Source organism: Taurinivorans muris (genome assembly GCF_025232395.1).
In the GTDB taxonomy this organism is placed as follows: domain Bacteria; phylum Desulfobacterota; class Desulfovibrionia; order Desulfovibrionales; family Desulfovibrionaceae; genus Taurinivorans; species Taurinivorans muris.
On record NZ_CP065938.1, the window covers coordinates 348706 to 366325 of the forward strand.

A 17620-nucleotide genomic window follows, 5' to 3' on the forward strand; every position below is an offset into this window, starting at 1 on the left:
AACGCACTTCGCGACTGAGAGAAATTTCAGAACGGTTCTTTGCCGGTCCGGCAGGGAGCGGAGAAATTCCGGGTTTGCAAACCGTGGAAGCGGTTTAGGGATACGGACTTTTGTTTTTGAGTTTTTCGGGGTTGTGCGGGCCGATACCATGCAGGTTGGCCGAAGAATGGTTCCGGCGGCGTAGGTCGGTTGGGACGGGTCATTGACAATTGAAGAGCGAAATGGAATAAAATAAAGAGCTTTGAGTTCAATTGTTTGAATTATTGTAATTCAGACGGAATCATATTTTTTAACTGGAGAGTTTGATTCTGGCTCAGATTGAACGCTGGCGGCGTGCCTTACACATGCAAGTCGAACGTGAAAGTACCTTCGGGTATGAGTAAAGTGGCGCACGGGTGAGTAACGCGTGGATAATCTACCGGGAAGTTCGGAATAACAGCTGGAAACGGTTGCTAATACCGGATACACTACATATAAACGTATGTGGGAAAGACGGCCTCTGCATATGCTGTTGCTTTCCGATGAGTCCGCGTACCATTAGCTAGTTGGTGGGGTAAAGGCCTACCAAGGCGACGATGGTTAACTGGTCTGAGAGGATGATCAGTCACACTGGAACTGGAACACGGTCCAGACTCCTACGGGAGGCAGCAGTGGGGAATATTGCGCAATGGGCGAAAGCCTGACGCAGCGACGCCGCGTGAGGGATGAAGGTCTTCGGATCGTAAACCTCTGTCAGCAGGGAAGAACGGTCACTGTGCTAATCAGCAGTGAATTGACGGTACCTGCAAAGGAAGCACCGGCTAACTCCGTGCCAGCAGCCGCGGTAATACGGAGGGTGCGAGCGTTAATCGGAATTACTGGGCGTAAAGCGCTCGTAGGCGGTATGTCAAGTCAAGGGTGAAATCCCCGCGCTCAACGTGGGAACTGCCTTTGAAACTGGCAAACTGGAGTGTGTGAGAGGATAGTGGAATTCCAGGTGTAGGAGTGAAATCCGTAGATATCTGGAGGAACATCAGTGGCGAAGGCGACTATCTGGCACATAACTGACGCTGAGGAGCGAAAGCGTGGGTAGCAAACAGGATTAGATACCCTGGTAGTCCACGCTGTAAACGATGGATACTAGGTGCAGGGGAGTATTTTTCTGTGCCGTAGCTAACGCGTTAAGTATCCCGCCTGGGGAGTACGGTCGCAAGGCTGAAACTCAAAGAAATTGACGGGGGCCCGCACAAGCGGTGGAGTATGTGGTTTAATTCGATGCAACGCGAAGAACCTTACCCAGGCTTGACATCTAGGGAACCTAACAGAGATGTTGGGGTGCTCTTCGGAGAACCCTAAGACAGGTGCTGCATGGCTGTCGTCAGCTCGTGCCGTGAGGTGTTGGGTTAAGTCCCGCAACGAGCGCAACCCCTGTCCTTAGTTGCCAGCAGGTGAAGCTGGGCACTCTAGGGAGACCGCTTCGGTTAACGGAGAGGAAGGTGGGGACGACGTCAAGTCATCATGGCCCTTACGCCTGGGGCTACACACGTACTACAATGGTGCATACAAAGGGTTGCGAAACCGCGAGGTCAGGCTAATCCCAAAAAATGCATCTCAGTTCGGATTGGAGTCTGCAACTCGACTCCATGAAGTCGGAATCGCTAGTAATTCCAGATCAGCATGCTGGGGTGAATGCGTTCCCGGGCCTTGTACACACCGCCCGTCACACCACGAAAGTTGGTTTTACCCGAAGCCGATGAGCTAACAGCAATGAGGCAATCGTCTACGGTAGGCCCGATGATTGGGGTGAAGTCGTAACAAGGTAGCCGTAGGGGAACCTGCGGCTGGATCACCTCCTTTAAGAGCATTCCATTCGTTCTTCAATTACGATACGCAAGGGTATCTTTGCGGATTGTATGAAACCTTACAGAACAGACCACACGTGAAAGCTGTAGGGTGCTTTAGCAAGGGCAAGTTATTTTGTCATTCAAGATAATTTGTAGGTTAAGGCAAGCTTTTGTGAAGCTGTTTTTGTTTTAGACAAGGAAGTTGAGTTTATCTCGAGGGAGTGTATCAAGACATACATGACCGAGAGAGAAACGAGACTGACGCGGTATAAGACAAAAAAAGCGAGCAAAAAAGGGCCTGTAGCTCAGGTGGTTAGAGCGCACGCCTGATAAGCGTGAGGTCGAAAGTTCAAGTCTTTCCAGGCCCACCACAAATCGGGGGCGTAGCTCAGCTGGGAGAGCATCTGCTTTGCACGCAGAGGGTCGGGGGTTCGATTCCCTTCGCCTCCACCATTGAAACAAGTTTGGCAGAAGGAATAAGTAGCCTTATTATTTTTATCCGAATTTGTTTCGGCAGTAACGCAAGTTACGGTTCTTTGACAATTGAACAGAAAAAGAAGAAGACAAGTTTTTTTGAGACAAGTTATTAAGAGCAACGGGCGGATGCCTTGGCGCTGGAAGGCGATGAAAGACGTGATAAGCTGCGATAAGCGTCGGTGAGGAGCTAAATATCCATTGACCCGGCGATTTCTGAATGGGGAAACCCAGCCGGAGTAATGTCCGGCTGCCGCAACATGAATGAATAGTGTTGCAGGAGCTAACCTAGGGAAGTGAAACATCTCAGTACCTAGAGGAAAAGAAATCAAACGAGACTCCCAAAGTAGCGGCGAGCGAAATGGGAAGAGGCCAAACCTGTAGGATTCGTCCTATGGGGGTTGTAGGGCTGACAGAGGCAATCATTGAGTAGGTAGAAGAAGCTGGCTGGAAAGCCACACCATAGGGGGTGAAAGTCCCGTATTTGAAGCCGAAAGGGGTGCAGTCAGTCCCTGAGTACTGCGAGGCACGTGAAACCTCGTGGGAATCAAGGAGGACCATCTTCTAAGCCTAAGTACTAACCAGCGACCGATAGTGAACCAGTACCGTGAGGGAAAGGTGAAAAGAACTCCAGTAAGGAGAGTGAAATAGAATCTGAAACCTGTTGCTTACAAGCTCTGGGAGCAATTTTACGATTGTGACCAGGTGCCTTTTGCATAATGAGTCAGCGAGTTAATCTGTACAGCGAGGTTAAGCGTAAGCGGAGCCGTAGGGAAACCGAGTCTGATAAGGGCGGATGAGTTGTGCGGATTAGACCCGAAACCGGGTGATCTATCCATGAGCAGGTTGAAGCAAGGGTAAAGCCTTGTGGAGGACCGAACAGTCAACGGCTGAAAACGTTTCTGATGACTTGTGGATAGGGGTGAAAGGCCAATCAAACCCGGTGATAGCTGGTTCTCCCCGAAATATATTGAGGTATAGCCTCAAGGATTTTCTAACGGAGGTAAAGCACTGAAAAGGCTAGGGGTCCTACCAGATTACCAAACCTTATCAAACTCAGAATACCGTATAGAATTACCTTGGGAGTCAGACAGCGGGTGCTAAGGTCCGTTGTCGAGAGGGTAAGAGCCCAGATCAACAGCTAAGGTCTCCAAATACATACTCAGTGGTCAAGGTGGTGGGGTTGTTCAGACAGCCAGGACGTTGGCTTAGAAGCAGCCATCGTTTAAAGAAAGCGTAATAGCTCACTGGTCTAATGACTCTGCGCCGAAAATGTAACGGGGCTAAGTATGTTACCGAAGCTTTGAATTGCACGCAAGTGTTCTGGTAGGGGAGCGTTCTCTGACAGGCTGAAGGTGTGCCGTAAGGCATGCTGGACGAGAGAGAAGTGATTATGCTGACATGAGTAACGATAAAATAGGTGAAAAACCTATTCGCCGAAAACCCAAGGTTTTCCGGGTAAAGTTAATCTTCCCGGAGTTAGTCGGCCCCTAAGGCGAGAGCGAGAGCTGTAGCTGATGGGAAACGGGTTAATATTCCCGTACTTTTATGATTGTGCGATGGAGGGACGCAGAAAGATAGGCTATCCGGCTGTTGGATGCCGGTGCAAGTGTGTAGGAGCAGGATACAGGCAAATCCGTATCCCGGGTCTGAGACACGAGTCCGTGAGCGTATGCTCTGAAGTAGTTGAGTCTATGCTGCCAAGAAAATCTCCTAAGTTTAGGTCATAGAAACCGTACTGCAAACCAACTCAGGTGGGTGGGATGAATAATCCAAGGCGCTCGAGAGAATTCTGGCCAAGGAACTCGGCAAAATAACCCCGTAACTTCGGAAGAAGGGGTGCTCTTTATTGTGTAGTTTTTTTCTGACGAAGCATTGAAGAGCCGCAGTGAATTGGTGGTGGCGACTGTTTACTAAAAACATAGGTCTGTGCGAAGTCGCAAGACGATGTATACGGACTGACGCCTGCCCGGTGCTGGAAGGTTAAAAGGAGGGGTCAGCGCAAGCGAAGCTCCGAATTGAAGCCCCAGTAAACGGCGGCCGTAACTATAACGGTCCTAAGGTAGCGAAATTCCTTGTCGGGTAAGTTCCGACCTGCACGAATGGCGTAACGATCTCCACACTGTCTCGGCCAGAAACTCGGTGAAATTGAAGTCGCGGTGAAAATGCCGTGTACCCGCAGAAAGACGGAAAGACCCTGTGCACCTTTACTATAGCTTGACATTGGATTTTGGGCCTACATGTGTAGGATAGGTGGGAGACATTGAAGTATGTACGCCAGTATGTATGGAGTCATCCTTGAAATACCACCCTTGTATGTCTAAGGTCCTAACGTGATGCCGTGATCCGGCTCACAGACAGTGTCTGGTGGGTAGTTTGACTGGGGCGGTCGCCTCCTAAAGAGTAACGGAGGCATACAAAGGTTCCCTCAGGCTGTTTGGAAATCAGCCGTCGAGTGCAAACGCATAAGGGAGCTTGACTGTAAGAGAGACATCTCGAACAGATACGAAAGTAGGTGTTAGTGATCCGGTGGTCCCGTATGGAAGGGCCATCGCTCATTGGATAAAAGGTACGCCGGGGATAACAGGCTGATCGCATCCAAGAGTTCATATCGACGATGCGGTTTGGCACCTCGATGTCGGCTCATCACATCCTGGGGCTGAAGCAGGTCCCAAGGGTACGGCTGTTCGCCGTTTAAAGTGGTACGCGAGCTGGGTTTAAAACGTCGTGAGACAGTTTGGTCCCTATCTTCTGTGGGCGTAGGAAAATTGAAAGGGCCTGTTCCTAGTACGAGAGGACCGGAATGGACGCACCCCTGGTGGACCTGTTGTCGTGCCAACGGCACAGCAGGGTAGCTATGTGCGGAAGGGATAACCGCTGAAAGCATCTAAGCGGGAAGCCTGCCTTAAGATAAGTTTTCCCTGAAGGACCGATGCAGACTACATCGTTGATAGGCCGGAGGTGTAAGCATAGCGATATGTTCAGCTGACCGGTACTAATAGTCCGTTCGTCTTGTTTCTCAAAAACTTTTCTTCTTTTTCTGTCAATTATATATTTTGCTCGCCGCACGGCTTGAGCATCAAATTTGGTTTAGTGTCCATAGAGAAGAGGGTATACCCGACCCCATTCCGAACTCGGAAGTCAAGCTCTTCTTCGCCGATGATACTGCAGTCTTTATTGTGGGAAAGTAGGACGACGCTAAACCTTTTTTTATTTAATTCCTTTCATCCCCCAACCGCCTGCATAAAAAAGCAGGCGGCTTTAAAATTGTGTGACATGTAAAGCAACTGTATAAAACAGTTGCTTTGCCAAACCCTATCCCCAAACAGCCCTTCATAAACAAATGAAAGGGCTGCTTGGAGATAGGGGTGGTTTGTAAGTTGATACGTTTTTCTCACCTGTATTTCTTGCTTTTGGGGGGAGCAATTAAGACGTGTTTCTAAATTTATTTATTATCTTAACTTATATAAAAAAATTAGGCTCTAGACCATCACTTTTTATTTTTGAAGTAAAGTTTTTCCATAAAAACAGCAAAATTTTCATTTCTGAGGTTAAATCTACATTCACATTCTTTTAAATGCAATATAAATTTTTCATCCGTCAGACCATTGAATTTCGCCAATCGTTTTTTAGCAAAACTCCAGAAGCTTTCTATACCGTTCACATGTGATTTCCCTCGCGCAAATTCGTTTTCATGGTGGAATACTCTGTAATGGGTGTAACCATTCAAAATAAGACCGTCATATGCTTTCTAGCCGTCTGTATGGATAGGAACCTTCAAGGATTTTTCCTTGTATTATAGGCAATAACTCTTCCCTTGAACATCTTGGAACTATGCTAACAAAAACTTTTCCCTCACGCTTCAGGACTCCAAAAACAGGCGTCTTGCCGGCAGCTCCGCGACCTCGCTTACCTCTCACTCTTTTGGCTCAGAAATAGCTTTCGTCAAGTTCAAATATTCCAAGCTCTTTTTGATGTTTTTGAATACTGTCTTCAAGAATTAACTCACGAAATTCTATGAAATAATTGTTAACAGTTTTACGATTTAACTTTAATAATTCACTTGTTGCAGTGACAGTTAACTCCATTAAAAAACAGTTAATAATTTTTCTAATTTATACTTACTTAATTTGGTGAATTTCATTATTTGGTGAATTTCATTACTCTTAATCATAATCTCGAAAAAAATAATGTTCAAGAGCTAATTCTTAGGAAAAAGTAACACGTTTAATTAAATATCTTTGTTATAAAATATTTCTAGATGCCTGAAACAGCTAATGTTTTGGAGGCGGGTACAGTTACGATGTTATCTAATTAAAGTTATTTTATCTAATTAATTGCTATGATAAGCATGAGTTGGAAACAGACTGTAAACCGACTGTGTATTATGTATGATGATATGATAACAACAGAATACGAGAAATTTTGTGAAACAGATTTTTACATGGCAATCTGTACAGCGTTTTCTTTGATTTGGTTTATGATTTGGACAAGGGCTTCTTGAGTTTTGTCATCAAAGAGGCGGAAAAAGCCTGCAGGTTTGTCAAAAGGAGCTTTCAGAAGTTCCTCTGTGTTTTCCATATAGCCATTTTGAATGACATAATTGATGATTTTATGCACAAAGGCTATTTGGTTCTGGTTGAGGGATGAGTCATTAATAAAGGCGGAAAATGCCTGCATGGCGGCTTCACGGTCAAGTTTGGCTATTTTACGGATAAGCAGGCCGAAAGGCGTGTTGCCGTATTCTCTTGCATAATCGGTTTTGCTTCCCAGTTCGCAGGTCAGCACGCGTTCAAGCTCCTGATAATCGCCTTTGCTTAGGGGAATATTGTGGGTCAGATTGTAAATGGCAAGGGTATTTGGGTGTTCGTTGACATATCTGTTCACTTTTGCCCGATAATCTTCAAAATCATAGGCGGAATTCAAAGGGTTCCCTTCCTGAACGTCAAGCACAGGGTCATGCAGTTTGGTGACGACAAGTTTGTTTTGTTTCTCGTCATTATCCAGAAAACGCATAAGTTCCCGAAGTTCTATACGGATTTTTTCAAGCATAAGCACATCGCACTCCGCAAAAAAGTTTTCGGAGTTAATGGCTTTGATTAATTCCAGTTTTTCTTTGACTTGAGGAATGGTGGTTTTCTTTTCCAGCACAGAGGCTATTTTTTTGAGCTGTTTTTGGGCTTTTTTCAAGTTTTTGGAATGTTCCATGCAATCCAGCATAAGCCCGTACATGAGATTGTCAAAGAGTTTGGCTGCCTCGTCCCTGTCATTTGACCACACAAGCGGAGCGATGATTGTCGCCAGTTCGCTTTTGCTTTCTTCGTTCAGGCAGAGAAAACTTTCTTCTTTTTGATATTTGATTACATGCCGAAGCTGCAATTTTACGGCGATAAGTTCCGTATTCAGGGAGAGGATTTGCCCCCGGCACACCTCAACGAGTTCTTTTCGCCATGTCTGGCTTGCGTCATCGGAAAATGCGCTGTCCTGCAATGCCGTAATAAGGCGGATTTGTTTACCGAAAATGTTTTCCGTGATGGATTTTGTTTCCCTTGCTTCAAAGTCTTTCTTATTGACACGGAAAAATTCAAAGTTTGCACAGTAGTCAAAAATCAGAAAACGGCGTTTGTCTATATACTCTCCGTCAATTTGATCGGAGCAGGAAAGCCCTTTGCACAGCCTTGTTCCCCGTCCTATCATCTGCCAGAATTTTGTTTTTGAGCGGACTTTTTTGAAAAACACCAGATTTACAATTTCAGGCACGTCTATGCCCGTGTCCAGCATATCAACGGAAACGGCTATATGCGGTTCTTTTTCGGGCTGTTTGAAATCGTCAATAAGGCTCTGTACATAGGCATCGTCACAAACCACACGGCGGGCAAAGGTTCCGCCGTACTGCGGATACAGTTTGTTGAAACACTGCACAATAAAATCAGCATGGCGTTTGTTTTGGGCAAAAACAACGGTTTTTCCCAAACGGTCACCGCCTGCAGTCCGAATGCCTTTTTCCATTAAATCCTGCAGGACGATTTTCACGGTTTCTTCATTGAAAACAAATCTGTTCATCGCTTCGGAAGGGATATATTCGGGCGTCAGACCGTCCTCGGTGAAATCTTCTTCAAAGCGTTCCTTGTCTTTTTCGGAAAGTTCGTCATAATGTATGCCGTCGTCAAGGAATTTTGTTTTTACTTCATAATTGTAATAGGGAACAAGGTATTTGTCCGTATGCACTGCGGTTTCATAATCATAGGCATAGGTGGGCAAACCGTGTTCCATTTCAAAAAAATCATAGGTGTTGCGGTCCACATCGGTTTTGGGCGTGGCGGTGAGCCCCACAAGCACGGCATCGAAATATTCAAAAATGGCACGGTATTTTTTGAAAATGCTTCTGTGGCTTTCGTCAATGATAATCAAATCAAAATGGGCAGGACTGAAAAGTTCCCGTCCGTCCTTAGAATTAACGTTGTTCACGGCGTTGAGCAGGGTGGGATAGGTGGAAAATATGATTCTTGCGTTTTTGTCGTCCTTGCCCATGCACAAATTGCAAAGGGTCGTATCGGGCAGATAAGTTCTGAAATCGTCTTTCGCCTGTTTGACCAAAGCCGTGCGGTCTGCCAGAAAAAGCACGTTGGTAAGCCGATTGGCTCGGCTCAGAACGTCCACAAGGCTTGAGGAGGTGCGGGTTTTGCCCGTGCCTGTTGCCATAACCAACAAAAACTTGCGTTCTCCCTTTTCCAGACCGTCGCAGACTGCCCGTATGGCTTCTTTTTGATAATAACGGTCGGTGATTTTGTCGTTTATGGGATATTCAAGCAGGCTTTTGGGAGCGTTTTCAAACTGTTCACGGCGTGTCATCAGCCTGTGCAAATCGCTTTTGCCGAAAATGCCGCTTACTTTGCGGGGCGGAAGTTTGCTGTCCCAAAAATACGTTTCAAAACCGTTGGTCAGAAAAATAAAGGGACGACGGGTAAATTTCCGTTCCAGACAGTCGGCATATAACTGGGCTTGACGTTCGCCCGTTTTCGGGTCTTTGCTTGCGCGTTTGGCTTCCACTACGGCAAGAGGCAAAGCATCATCATCAAACAACACATAATCGCACCAGCCCGTTTGTCCTTGGATAGCTGCCATATCCTGCACTTCATATTCTTCCGCCACATTGGCTTTCTCGCCGTCAAAACGCCAGCCGATTTGCTTTAAATCCACATCGATAAAGATTTTACGGGTGGCAAATTCCGATATGTTTTCGCTGTGGAAAGTACGGGTGTTTTTGTGCTCTTCTTTTTCTGCCGTGTATTTTGCGGAAAGATTCTGTATCTGCTTTTGCAGTTTTTCTATTTCCGCTTCTTTTTGCCTGAGGTTTTCTTCTTGTTCCTTGATTTTGCGGGTATCGGCAATTTGGGAGGGGATTAAGCTTTCCTGAAATTTCCGTTCTTCATATTCTCCGCCGTAGCAGTAATCAATCCAAAGGATAAACTCAAACAAACCACGCAGGGCAAGAATGGCATCACTATGCTTTATGTTCCGCTCCGTATGCACAGCCAAATTGCCCAGTTTGAGGATATACAGGAGTTTCTGCCATGTGCCGCGTTCCATAAGGTCGCGGAAGCTCGGCTCATGGAGAAGGGATGCCAGATTGTCCTTATAGGGAACATTTACGGACGTATCCGCAGAATAGACCCATTTTACCGCCAGTTCCATTGCTTTTCGGCAGGCTGCCGCGCACATGGCAGGAACGGCGGCATAGATTTTTTCCGCTTCCATGCAGGCAGGGGCAAAAAGAGCATATTCTTTTTTATTCTCTAAAAAGGAAAAGTTTGGCATAGTTATTTTTTATTCATTAGTATTGGATTGTTGGGGCAAGCGTTTATTAATTTCCGTTATGAAATGATTAAAGCTAGGTGATTTATTATTTGTAATATCCATATAGGAACCAATTTTTTTAGCCCATTCGTTTTTATATTTTCCAATTTCCATATAGGTAGGGCAATCTTTTCTAAATTTTGATAATCCTCCGGGATAAACCGCATCCGCCAGTTTTTCCCATGTGCGACAAATGCTGTCTTGGACATAAGAATGTAAAACAGCCTGTTTAGCTTGGGGGTAAGCACTTAATACTGCATTTTGATCCCCTAAGAGCCATGCTTCGACTTCTTCAACCGCAATACAGAAAGCATGGTCTATTGTTATATTATTTTTTTGAGCTACTGTTTCCAATTGGATTTGAAAATCGTTTTTATTTCGGTCATCATTATCCACTACAATAAAAATAACCGCTTCTATTCCCTGCAGACTTTTATTAAAACCTTTCAGGTATCCTGCTAAATCATTCAGTAGTTTTCCTGTTTTTATTTCTTTTGCGTTACTTCTTTTTGTAAATCCTCCTATTCCTTTAAAAAATTTGCAGTTATAATCAACAGATGGATATTCTGTAGAAAATTTTTGCATAATTATTTCTATTAAAGTGTTGCTTGATTTGTCTTCAATTAAAAATTGAAAATACATACTGTTTCCCCTTACCCAAAGTATTGACTATACCAGAGGTCTCCCATGGGAATACCTTCTGCTGTAAGGTCTTTAACAAAATCATAAGTGGAAGCTTGTTTGGCAGTGGAAAATCCGTTTTCATCTTTCTCAAGAACCCAAACCTGCTCAGGAGATAAGGCATTGACAAAAAATGGACTATGCGTTGTTACAAATAATTGTTTTGAAAAACCTGTACCAACATTTTTTTTCATTTCTAAAGCCAAACTTCCAAGATATTGGTGATACAATCCGTTTTCAGGTTCTTCGACAAAAATGAGCTGACGCGGATTTCTTTCATGAAGCAGCAAGTAATAAGCAAATAATTTTAAAGTTCCGTCAGACATTCTTTGAGAAAAAAAAGATTGTTCAAAACCATCTTGTTTAAATTCCAAAACCATTTGACCAGTTTGCAATTTTACAGGTTTTATTTCTGTAATATTTGGAATTTTTGTTTGAATATCTTCAAGAATTTTTTTAAATTCATTGGGATTTTCCCGATACATATATTGAGCAACATTGTTTAAATTGCTGCCAGTTCTGTTTAAATAGGGAGCAGGTGCTGCGGATTGGATTTGTCTGGCAGCGTCCGGGGTAAAATAACAGAGATACCAGCTTTTTAAAAAAAACAGAAATTTTTCAATACGAGAATATTGTTTCATTGTCCCCAATGTAACAATTCCAAGTTTTCTAATATCTGTAAGTTCAACCTCTCTTTTTTGCCCATCAAAAACACCGTCATCGTCCTGACCACCATCAAAGCCCTCAAATGCATAGCCTTTGCCTTCTTTTAGATAAAGAAAGGAAAGAGGTCTTCCTCTTTTGTTTCCTTGCCTGCGTTGACGAAGCCGTTCTTCTTTTACGTATGGTCTATTATTTTTGTCTTTTGCTATTGTTAGCTCATAGGTAATAGGACGGGAATTGCTGTTTTCTTTATAATAAATTTCAAAATGGATAGGATCACTGCTTCCTTGTGAAATTAACTGGTCATATCCTCCTCTGTTGTTAGCGTCGCAAGCATTTTCAACATCAGTAGAAAGACAATCGGAAAGAAAGCCAAAAGCATCAGCAAGAGAACTTTTTCCGTTTCCGCTCGCTCCTATAATAGCAACCATATTGCCTAATTCAGGGTTTTGTTGGGCACTGAATAGTTTGCCCATATTGATGTTTTTTAAAGATCCATAATTTTGTATGGCAATTCCCAGTATTTTTCCCATAATAAAATCCTTTTATCCGAAAAACCTTTGCATTAAGGCTTTTTTGAGTATTTTCAGTTTATCAAGACTGGAATTAATTGCAACTTTTATTTTTTCTGTTTGCTCCACAAATTCCGCAAATTGGTTTTGCAGTTCAAGGGGAGGAACAATAACAAAGAAATTTTCTATTTGTTCCTTAGTTAAGGCTTGTCGTGTAGCTCCATTGCTTTCTCCTAAAAAAATAAGAAAGTTTTGATAAGAAGCATTTAAAAGTTGTTGATTTAAAAAGATTGGGTTTAATTGTTCTAAATTACATCTAATAATAGTAACATGTTGATTAACTCTTGCAGGAAGAAGATTTTTTGGAACAATACAAGAACGTGCCACAGACGCACCTGTAATATTAAATAAAACGTCCTGTTCTTCTACCATTACATTATTAAGTTGCTTGGCTTGTAATTCATCAATATAGGCTAAATCTTTGTATTCAAATTTTCCGTTATGAACATTCAGACTACGGATTAATGATATTCCCTCTGTATAGTAACTCCCTTTTCCTCCTTTTGGGGTAGAGCCAGATCCAATTTTTTTAGTTATATTTTTTAATTGTTCTTTATTCCAATCATTAGAATTTGTCACAGGGTCGCCGAACATTTCCACAAAACGGGATTTTATGAGTTCGTCAAGTTTGGCGAGTTGTTGTTCACGTTTTTCAATAAGTTCACTGACTTTATCCAGAACCATGGCTATTTTTTCTTGTTCCTCAAGCGGTGGAAGGGGGATTTTAAGGTCAAAAAGGATTTGTTTATTAATAGCTTTAAAAGTGCTTCCTGTTCCTTTAGAAATTAATTCATGAGTTCTATTAATAAGTGAGTACCATAAAAATTTTTGAATACATTTATCTGTAGTTATGGTCAATGAAGCTAAACCTCGCCCAATACAACATTCACAGTCAGAAATATTTAAAGCTCCGATTGGTGCTCGAACAGAAATTAATATGTCATTTTCTTTAGCTATTTTTACAGGATTAGAACACCATAAGCGGATAGTTGGATTTATTTTTCCAAAATCAGCATTACCTTGAAAAAAGGGTATACCTTCTTTGTTATTATTATAAGTAGAAGAATCTGGGGATTGCCCCATATTAATCTTACAAATTTCCCCTAATTTTGCCATTACAGTAAGTCCTCCAAGTCTGAAAGTCCTTGGGTGATTTCCATTTCCAGTTCGTGCAGTTCTGCCATGATTGAGCTTGTGGGGGCGTATTCGACGGGTACGTATTCTATTTTTTTGTATTTGTTGATTGACAAATCATATTCATTGCCGGCTATTTCGTTTTTGGGCACAAAAAAGCTTTGTTCCGTGCGGGCACGGCTTTTTTCTTCTTCCAAATTGTGAAAACGGCGGATAAGGTCGGGAATGTCGTTTTCCTGTGTTTCCGTGCGTTTGTCGTCAAGGCTGAAGCCGTCTGCTTTCATATCGTAAAACCAGACGTTTTCCGTTCCGCCTGCTCCTGTTTTGGTGAACACAAGCACGGCTGTGGAAACGCCCGCATAGGGTTTGAATACACCGGAGGGCATGGAAATAACCGCACGCAGAAAATGATTTTCCACCAATTCTTTACGCAGGGCTTTATGGGCATTGGAGGAGCCGAAAAGAACGCCGTCGGGAACAATGCAGGCGCATTGTCCGCCTTTTTTCAGGATACGCAGAAACAGGGCAAGGAACAAAAGTTCCGTTTTTTTTGTATTGGTGACCGCTTTTAAGTTGTCGTTTATGCTTTCCGCGTCAACCGTGCCTTTGAAGGGCGGATTTGCCAGACACACGGTAAAGGATTCGGAAAGGACGTTTTGCCTGGACAAGCTGTCTTGATACGCTATTTCAGGCTGGCTTATGCCGTGGAGCATTAAGTTCATGGCTGATATGCGCAGCATGGTGGGGTCTGTGTCAAAACCTGTAAAAGCCTTACTTTCAAAATGTTTCCAGTCGCTTTCCGTCATGGAGCTTTCATGGGTTTGGCGTATGTATTCGGAAGCGGAAACCAAAAACCCCGCAGTGCCGCAGGCAGGGTCGCAGATTGTGTCGCCTGGCTGTGGCTGTATAAGTTCCACCATCATTTCCCGTATATGCTTGGGGGTGCGGAATTGTCCGTTTTGTCCCGCCGTGGAAAGCTTGCCGAGCATATATTCGTAAACGTCGCCCTGCATGTCCAGTCCCGTGAGGTCGTGTTCAAACAAATCTTCCAGACCGCTGATTATTTTTTGCAGGACTTGGGGCGTGGGGATCAAAAACATGGCGTCTTTCATGAAACGGGAAAAAGCGGTGTCCTGTCCGCTGTTTTGGAAAGATTGCCGTATTATTTCGCCGTGTTCGCCGATATCGGGCAGAATGCTGTTTTGCATATTCTTGACGGCAGGAAAAACACGGTTGGCAATGATGTTGTAAATATCCTGCGGGGCTTGGTTTTTGAATTTGCTCCAACGCATGGACTGACCCGTCGGGGTTTGCGGAAAAATTTTTTTACAGGACTTACCTGTCAGATTTTCCATGCGTTCGCTGTCCTGCTCCGCCTCGTCAAGGGAACGGATAAACATGAGATAGGTCAACTGTTCAATGACGGTTAACGGGTTCGTGAGCCCACCTGCCCATATATCAGTCCAGATTTTGTCTATTTTGTTCTTTATCGCGCCTGTTATCATGTTTGCTCCGTTTCTTGTCATTTTATCGGTATCATTATAACGGATATCGGATATAAAGACAAATACAAATCCTGTTTGTCAAAACAAGCTAATAGATGAGGTCAGAAAACTGCTTAAGGCAGGTTTCGATTTTTTCCTGTTCGCCGCTTCCGTTGGTGCGCAGCCGCAGGAGAGGGAGATTGTATTTTCTGAAAATTTTGTCTTTCAGCATATCTCTTGTATGCTGAATGCTTTCTTTTCGATGATAAGCCACGCCGTCCACTTCAATGGCAAGCACGGGCATTTTATCCATTTTGCTGATAATTAAAAAGTCGGTGTGCGTGCAGGGATTTTGCACAAAATTCTTTTCCCGTTCATTCAGTTTGGACATATCCTTGAAAATTACGGCAAGCCCCACATGGGGCGTACAGCTGAAGCTGATAAACTCCTCTTTTTGCAAAATATTCTGAAGAAGGGCAAACATAAGGTTTTCTGAATCGTACTCGGAAATTCTCTTATGCTTTTGGAGCAGTTTTTTTCTTTCCGTATTGAAATCGCTGTACAGTAAATCAAATACGGAACGGATGTTGCTTGTTTTGAGTTCATAGCCGTTGAATTGTATGTACCGTATAAGGTCGGCGTGGTTGGTATGACCGTTTTGGGCTTTGTCGTGTACGATCACGGTAAGGGACTTTACCGCACGGGATACTGCTACGTTCAGCATTTTGGAGTCGTCGACAAATTCCGTAATGGCATTGTCAACGGTTGAAATAATGATTGCGTCTTGTTCCCTGCCTTGGAATTTATGTACGGTGTCTATTTCATAAGGTTTGCTGTGAACGGTTTCGGTGACGGCATGGGTGATTTCGTCAACTTGTTTATTATAAGGAGCTATGATTCCAATACTTTTATAGGAAGATTTTTCCATTTTAGGTATTAGTTCTTGGGTTATGATGTCAATTTGGCGGATGTTGATATGGTCTCTTGCGTGATTGCCGGGGCTTGTTTTCCAGACGGAAAGCACTTCGGGTTCTTTTCGGTCTTCCGTCATAATAATAAGCTGTCCGTTATAAAATTTTTGGTTGCAGAAATTAATGATTTTAGGGTGGCAGCGGTAATGTTCACGCAAAAGAGTAACGGGAATGTTTCGCCATTGTTCCATAATGGAAGAAAGCAGACTGTGTGCGGTGTAACGGTATTGGGGGGCAACATCAAATTCCTTTTGTATCGCTTCAAGAGCTTGTATTTTATTGGAGGCGATGACATTGGGAAGCTGTTTCGGGTCTCCGACAACAACAATGTTTTTAGTACAAGAAAGTGCCAATGTGCCTGTGACAAGGTCTACTTGCGAGGCTTCGTCAATAATGAGGTAATCATAGATAAAATCAGAGGATAATGAGTTTCTGACTGAATGGGTGGTGCTTAAAATAATCGGGTATTCCGCAATAATTGAATCGCTGTTCTTTTTTAAATCCGAAAGCTCAAAATGCGGTCTTTCGTTTTCAAAATCATATTTATTTGCCAGTACGGCCTTGAAATACTGAATCGACTTTTTGGTAAGTTCCTTGTTTTTATCGGAAAAATTCTTTTCTTCCAACAGAGTTGACAATTGTTCTTTTTCAGTATTGAGTTCCGTAAATTTGGCGGTATAATATTCTCTTTGTAAAAAAGGGATAACTTCCGCGGGGCTATGGGCAAAAAGTTTTAAAACTTGTCTGTTGAATTTAAAGAAAAGAAATATTTTTTGGAATATGTTGGGCTTTTTTTCTTTTTCTGCATATTTTTCAAATTCAAGCCAAAGAGACAATATTGTTTTTACCGTTAAATTTTTTGCGGGAACAGTAAAAACATTCTGCAGGCTTTGATAATATTCATTAAAATAATGTTGTTCGGGAGTTAATGTCAAAAATTCCTGTTCAATTTCCGCAAGCCTGTTTTTGGCGTAAAACAGTTCGTCAATTTCTTGAGTGAGATTTGAAATTTCCGAAAGGAGCAGGGCTTTTTCTTCTTCCTCCATCTGCCAGTCCGTCATGTCGGGATATTGTGCCTGCTGTTTTTCGATAAATTGGGTTTTCTTCTCATTTGAACCAAGAAATGCCGTAAGAAAGGAAAGCTCTTGTTTGCTCAGTTTGTCTACAACATTTTGGGTTGCCGAATTGTTGTTGGAAACAACTGCTACGGTTTTTCCCTGACAAAGAATGTTGGCTAAAATGTTTAAAATAGTTTGGGTTTTTCCTGTTCCCGGAGGACCTTGTACAATGCTTGCTCGAGACGAAAATGCTTGCTCAACTGCAATTTTTTGGCTTTGGTTTATGCCGAAAGGATAGATCAGCGTATCGGAAAAAAGTATGGGCTCAAAATTTGAAGTGCTGTCCAAGTATTGGGAAACAATGCTCTCTTCGCTGATTTGGGTGAGCTTGTCGTATTGGATTTTCAGCAGGTTCGTATTGTTGCTTTCAAGTCCTACGTTATGGGCAATTTCACCAAAACAGGCAAAAAGTTTTTTGATATGCGGAAGGCATAAGCAATTGTTTTCGATCGAAACTTCTGCAGGCTCATAGAGCCTGCTCTGGTTATTGTCAAAAATTATTTTATATACCGAACCGTAATCCAAAATTGCTTTTATGTCAGATTTTCCGCTGTTATTTATTTTTATGATGTGAGTTTCTGGATTGATTTTTTTGTTAAGTTTCAGTGTCTTTATTCTGTTTATTCCGTAGCTGTATGTTTTTTCGCTAGTTGTAAAAGATATTTGATATTTTTCATTAATCAGTTCTATGGAATTTATTTCATCGGTTTTATCTTTGTCGTCAATAAAAATAAGCAATTCATTATTTTCCACAGTGTGTTCCTTTTTGCTTGTATAAGATAATCAATTTTTATTTGTATCATTATCGCAATATTTGGCAAGTTTTTATTTTTGGCATAAAAA

General features: G+C 42.8%; 6 protein-coding genes, 2 tRNA genes, 3 rRNA genes and 1 pseudogene. 5 read left to right on the forward strand and 7 right to left on the reverse strand.

Going from position 1 to position 17620, the window contains the following annotated elements:
* The first annotated feature begins 290 nt into the window (after positions 1-290).
* From JBF11_RS01530 to rrf, 5 genes are all read left to right on the forward strand, one after another.
* Positions 291-1836, forward strand: a 16S ribosomal RNA gene (locus JBF11_RS01530).
* Between the two features lie 281 nt (positions 1837-2117).
* Positions 2118-2194 (forward strand) — tRNA-Ile (locus JBF11_RS01535).
* 6 nt (positions 2195-2200) lie between these two features.
* A tRNA-Ala gene (locus JBF11_RS01540) sits at positions 2201-2276 on the forward strand.
* 123 nt (positions 2277-2399) lie between these two features.
* Positions 2400-5317: ribosomal RNA gene (locus tag JBF11_RS01545) — 23S ribosomal RNA — on the forward strand.
* Positions 5318-5386: 69 nt separating this feature from the next.
* A 5S ribosomal RNA gene (gene rrf / locus JBF11_RS01550) occupies positions 5387-5501 on the forward strand.
* Together the 16S, 23S and 5S rRNA genes with 2 tRNA genes alongside form the textbook arrangement of a ribosomal RNA operon.
* Before the next feature lie 286 nt (positions 5502-5787).
* On the opposite strand, the pseudogene JBF11_RS01555 reads toward rrf, so the two are convergent.
* The 7 genes and pseudogenes from JBF11_RS01555 to JBF11_RS01585 form a co-directional block, all read right to left on the reverse strand.
* A pseudogene (locus tag JBF11_RS01555) lies at positions 5788-6441 on the reverse strand (IS1595 family transposase).
* Between the two features lie 296 nt (positions 6442-6737).
* A complete protein-coding gene (locus JBF11_RS01560) occupies positions 6738-10115 on the reverse strand; it encodes a DEAD/DEAH box helicase family protein (protein ID WP_334315629.1) in 3378 nt (1125 codons plus the stop codon).
* A 9-nt stretch (positions 10116-10124) separates the two neighbouring features.
* Complete coding sequence (locus JBF11_RS01565; RefSeq protein WP_334315630.1) at positions 10125-10796, reverse strand: hypothetical protein; 672 nt, start codon at positions 10794-10796, stop codon at positions 10125-10127.
* Positions 10797-10807: 11 nt separating this feature from the next.
* Entirely contained in the window at positions 10808-12031 is a 1224-nt protein-coding gene (locus JBF11_RS01570; RefSeq protein ID WP_334315631.1) for an AAA family ATPase, read from the reverse strand.
* A gap of 12 nt (positions 12032-12043) precedes the next feature.
* The gene (locus JBF11_RS01575; RefSeq protein ID WP_334315632.1) at positions 12044-13186 is read right to left on the reverse strand and encodes a restriction endonuclease subunit S; all 1143 of its coding nucleotides are present in this window, start codon (positions 13184-13186) and stop codon (positions 12044-12046) included.
* Complete coding sequence (locus JBF11_RS01580) at positions 13186-14709, reverse strand: type I restriction-modification system subunit M (protein WP_334315633.1); 1524 nt, start codon at positions 14707-14709, stop codon at positions 13186-13188. Before JBF11_RS01580 ends, JBF11_RS01575 begins: the two co-directional genes overlap by 1 nt.
* Positions 14710-14797: 88 nt before the next feature.
* Positions 14798-17530, reverse strand: coding sequence for an AAA domain-containing protein (locus JBF11_RS01585; RefSeq protein ID WP_334315634.1), 2733 nt, complete (start codon positions 17528-17530; stop codon positions 14798-14800).
* Positions 17531-17620: the final 90 nt, after the last annotated feature.

Bases quoted from the DNA above. Each gene is read 5' to 3' on its own strand.
- JBF11_RS01575 (WP_334315632.1), bottom strand. From the start codon at position 13,186: ATGGCAAAATTAGGGGAAATTTGTAAGATTAATATGGGGCAATCCCCA.
- JBF11_RS01580 (WP_334315633.1), bottom strand. From the start codon at position 14,709: ATGATAACAGGCGCGATAAAGAACAAAATAGACAAAATCTGGACTGAT.
- JBF11_RS01560 (WP_334315629.1), bottom strand. From the start codon at position 10,115: ATGCCAAACTTTTCCTTTTTAGAGAATAAAAAAGAATATGCTCTTTTT.
- JBF11_RS01570 (WP_334315631.1), bottom strand. From the start codon at position 12,031: ATGGGAAAAATACTGGGAATTGCCATACAAAATTATGGATCTTTAAAA.
- JBF11_RS01565 (WP_334315630.1), bottom strand. From the start codon at position 10,796: ATGTATTTTCAATTTTTAATTGAAGACAAATCAAGCAACACTTTAATA.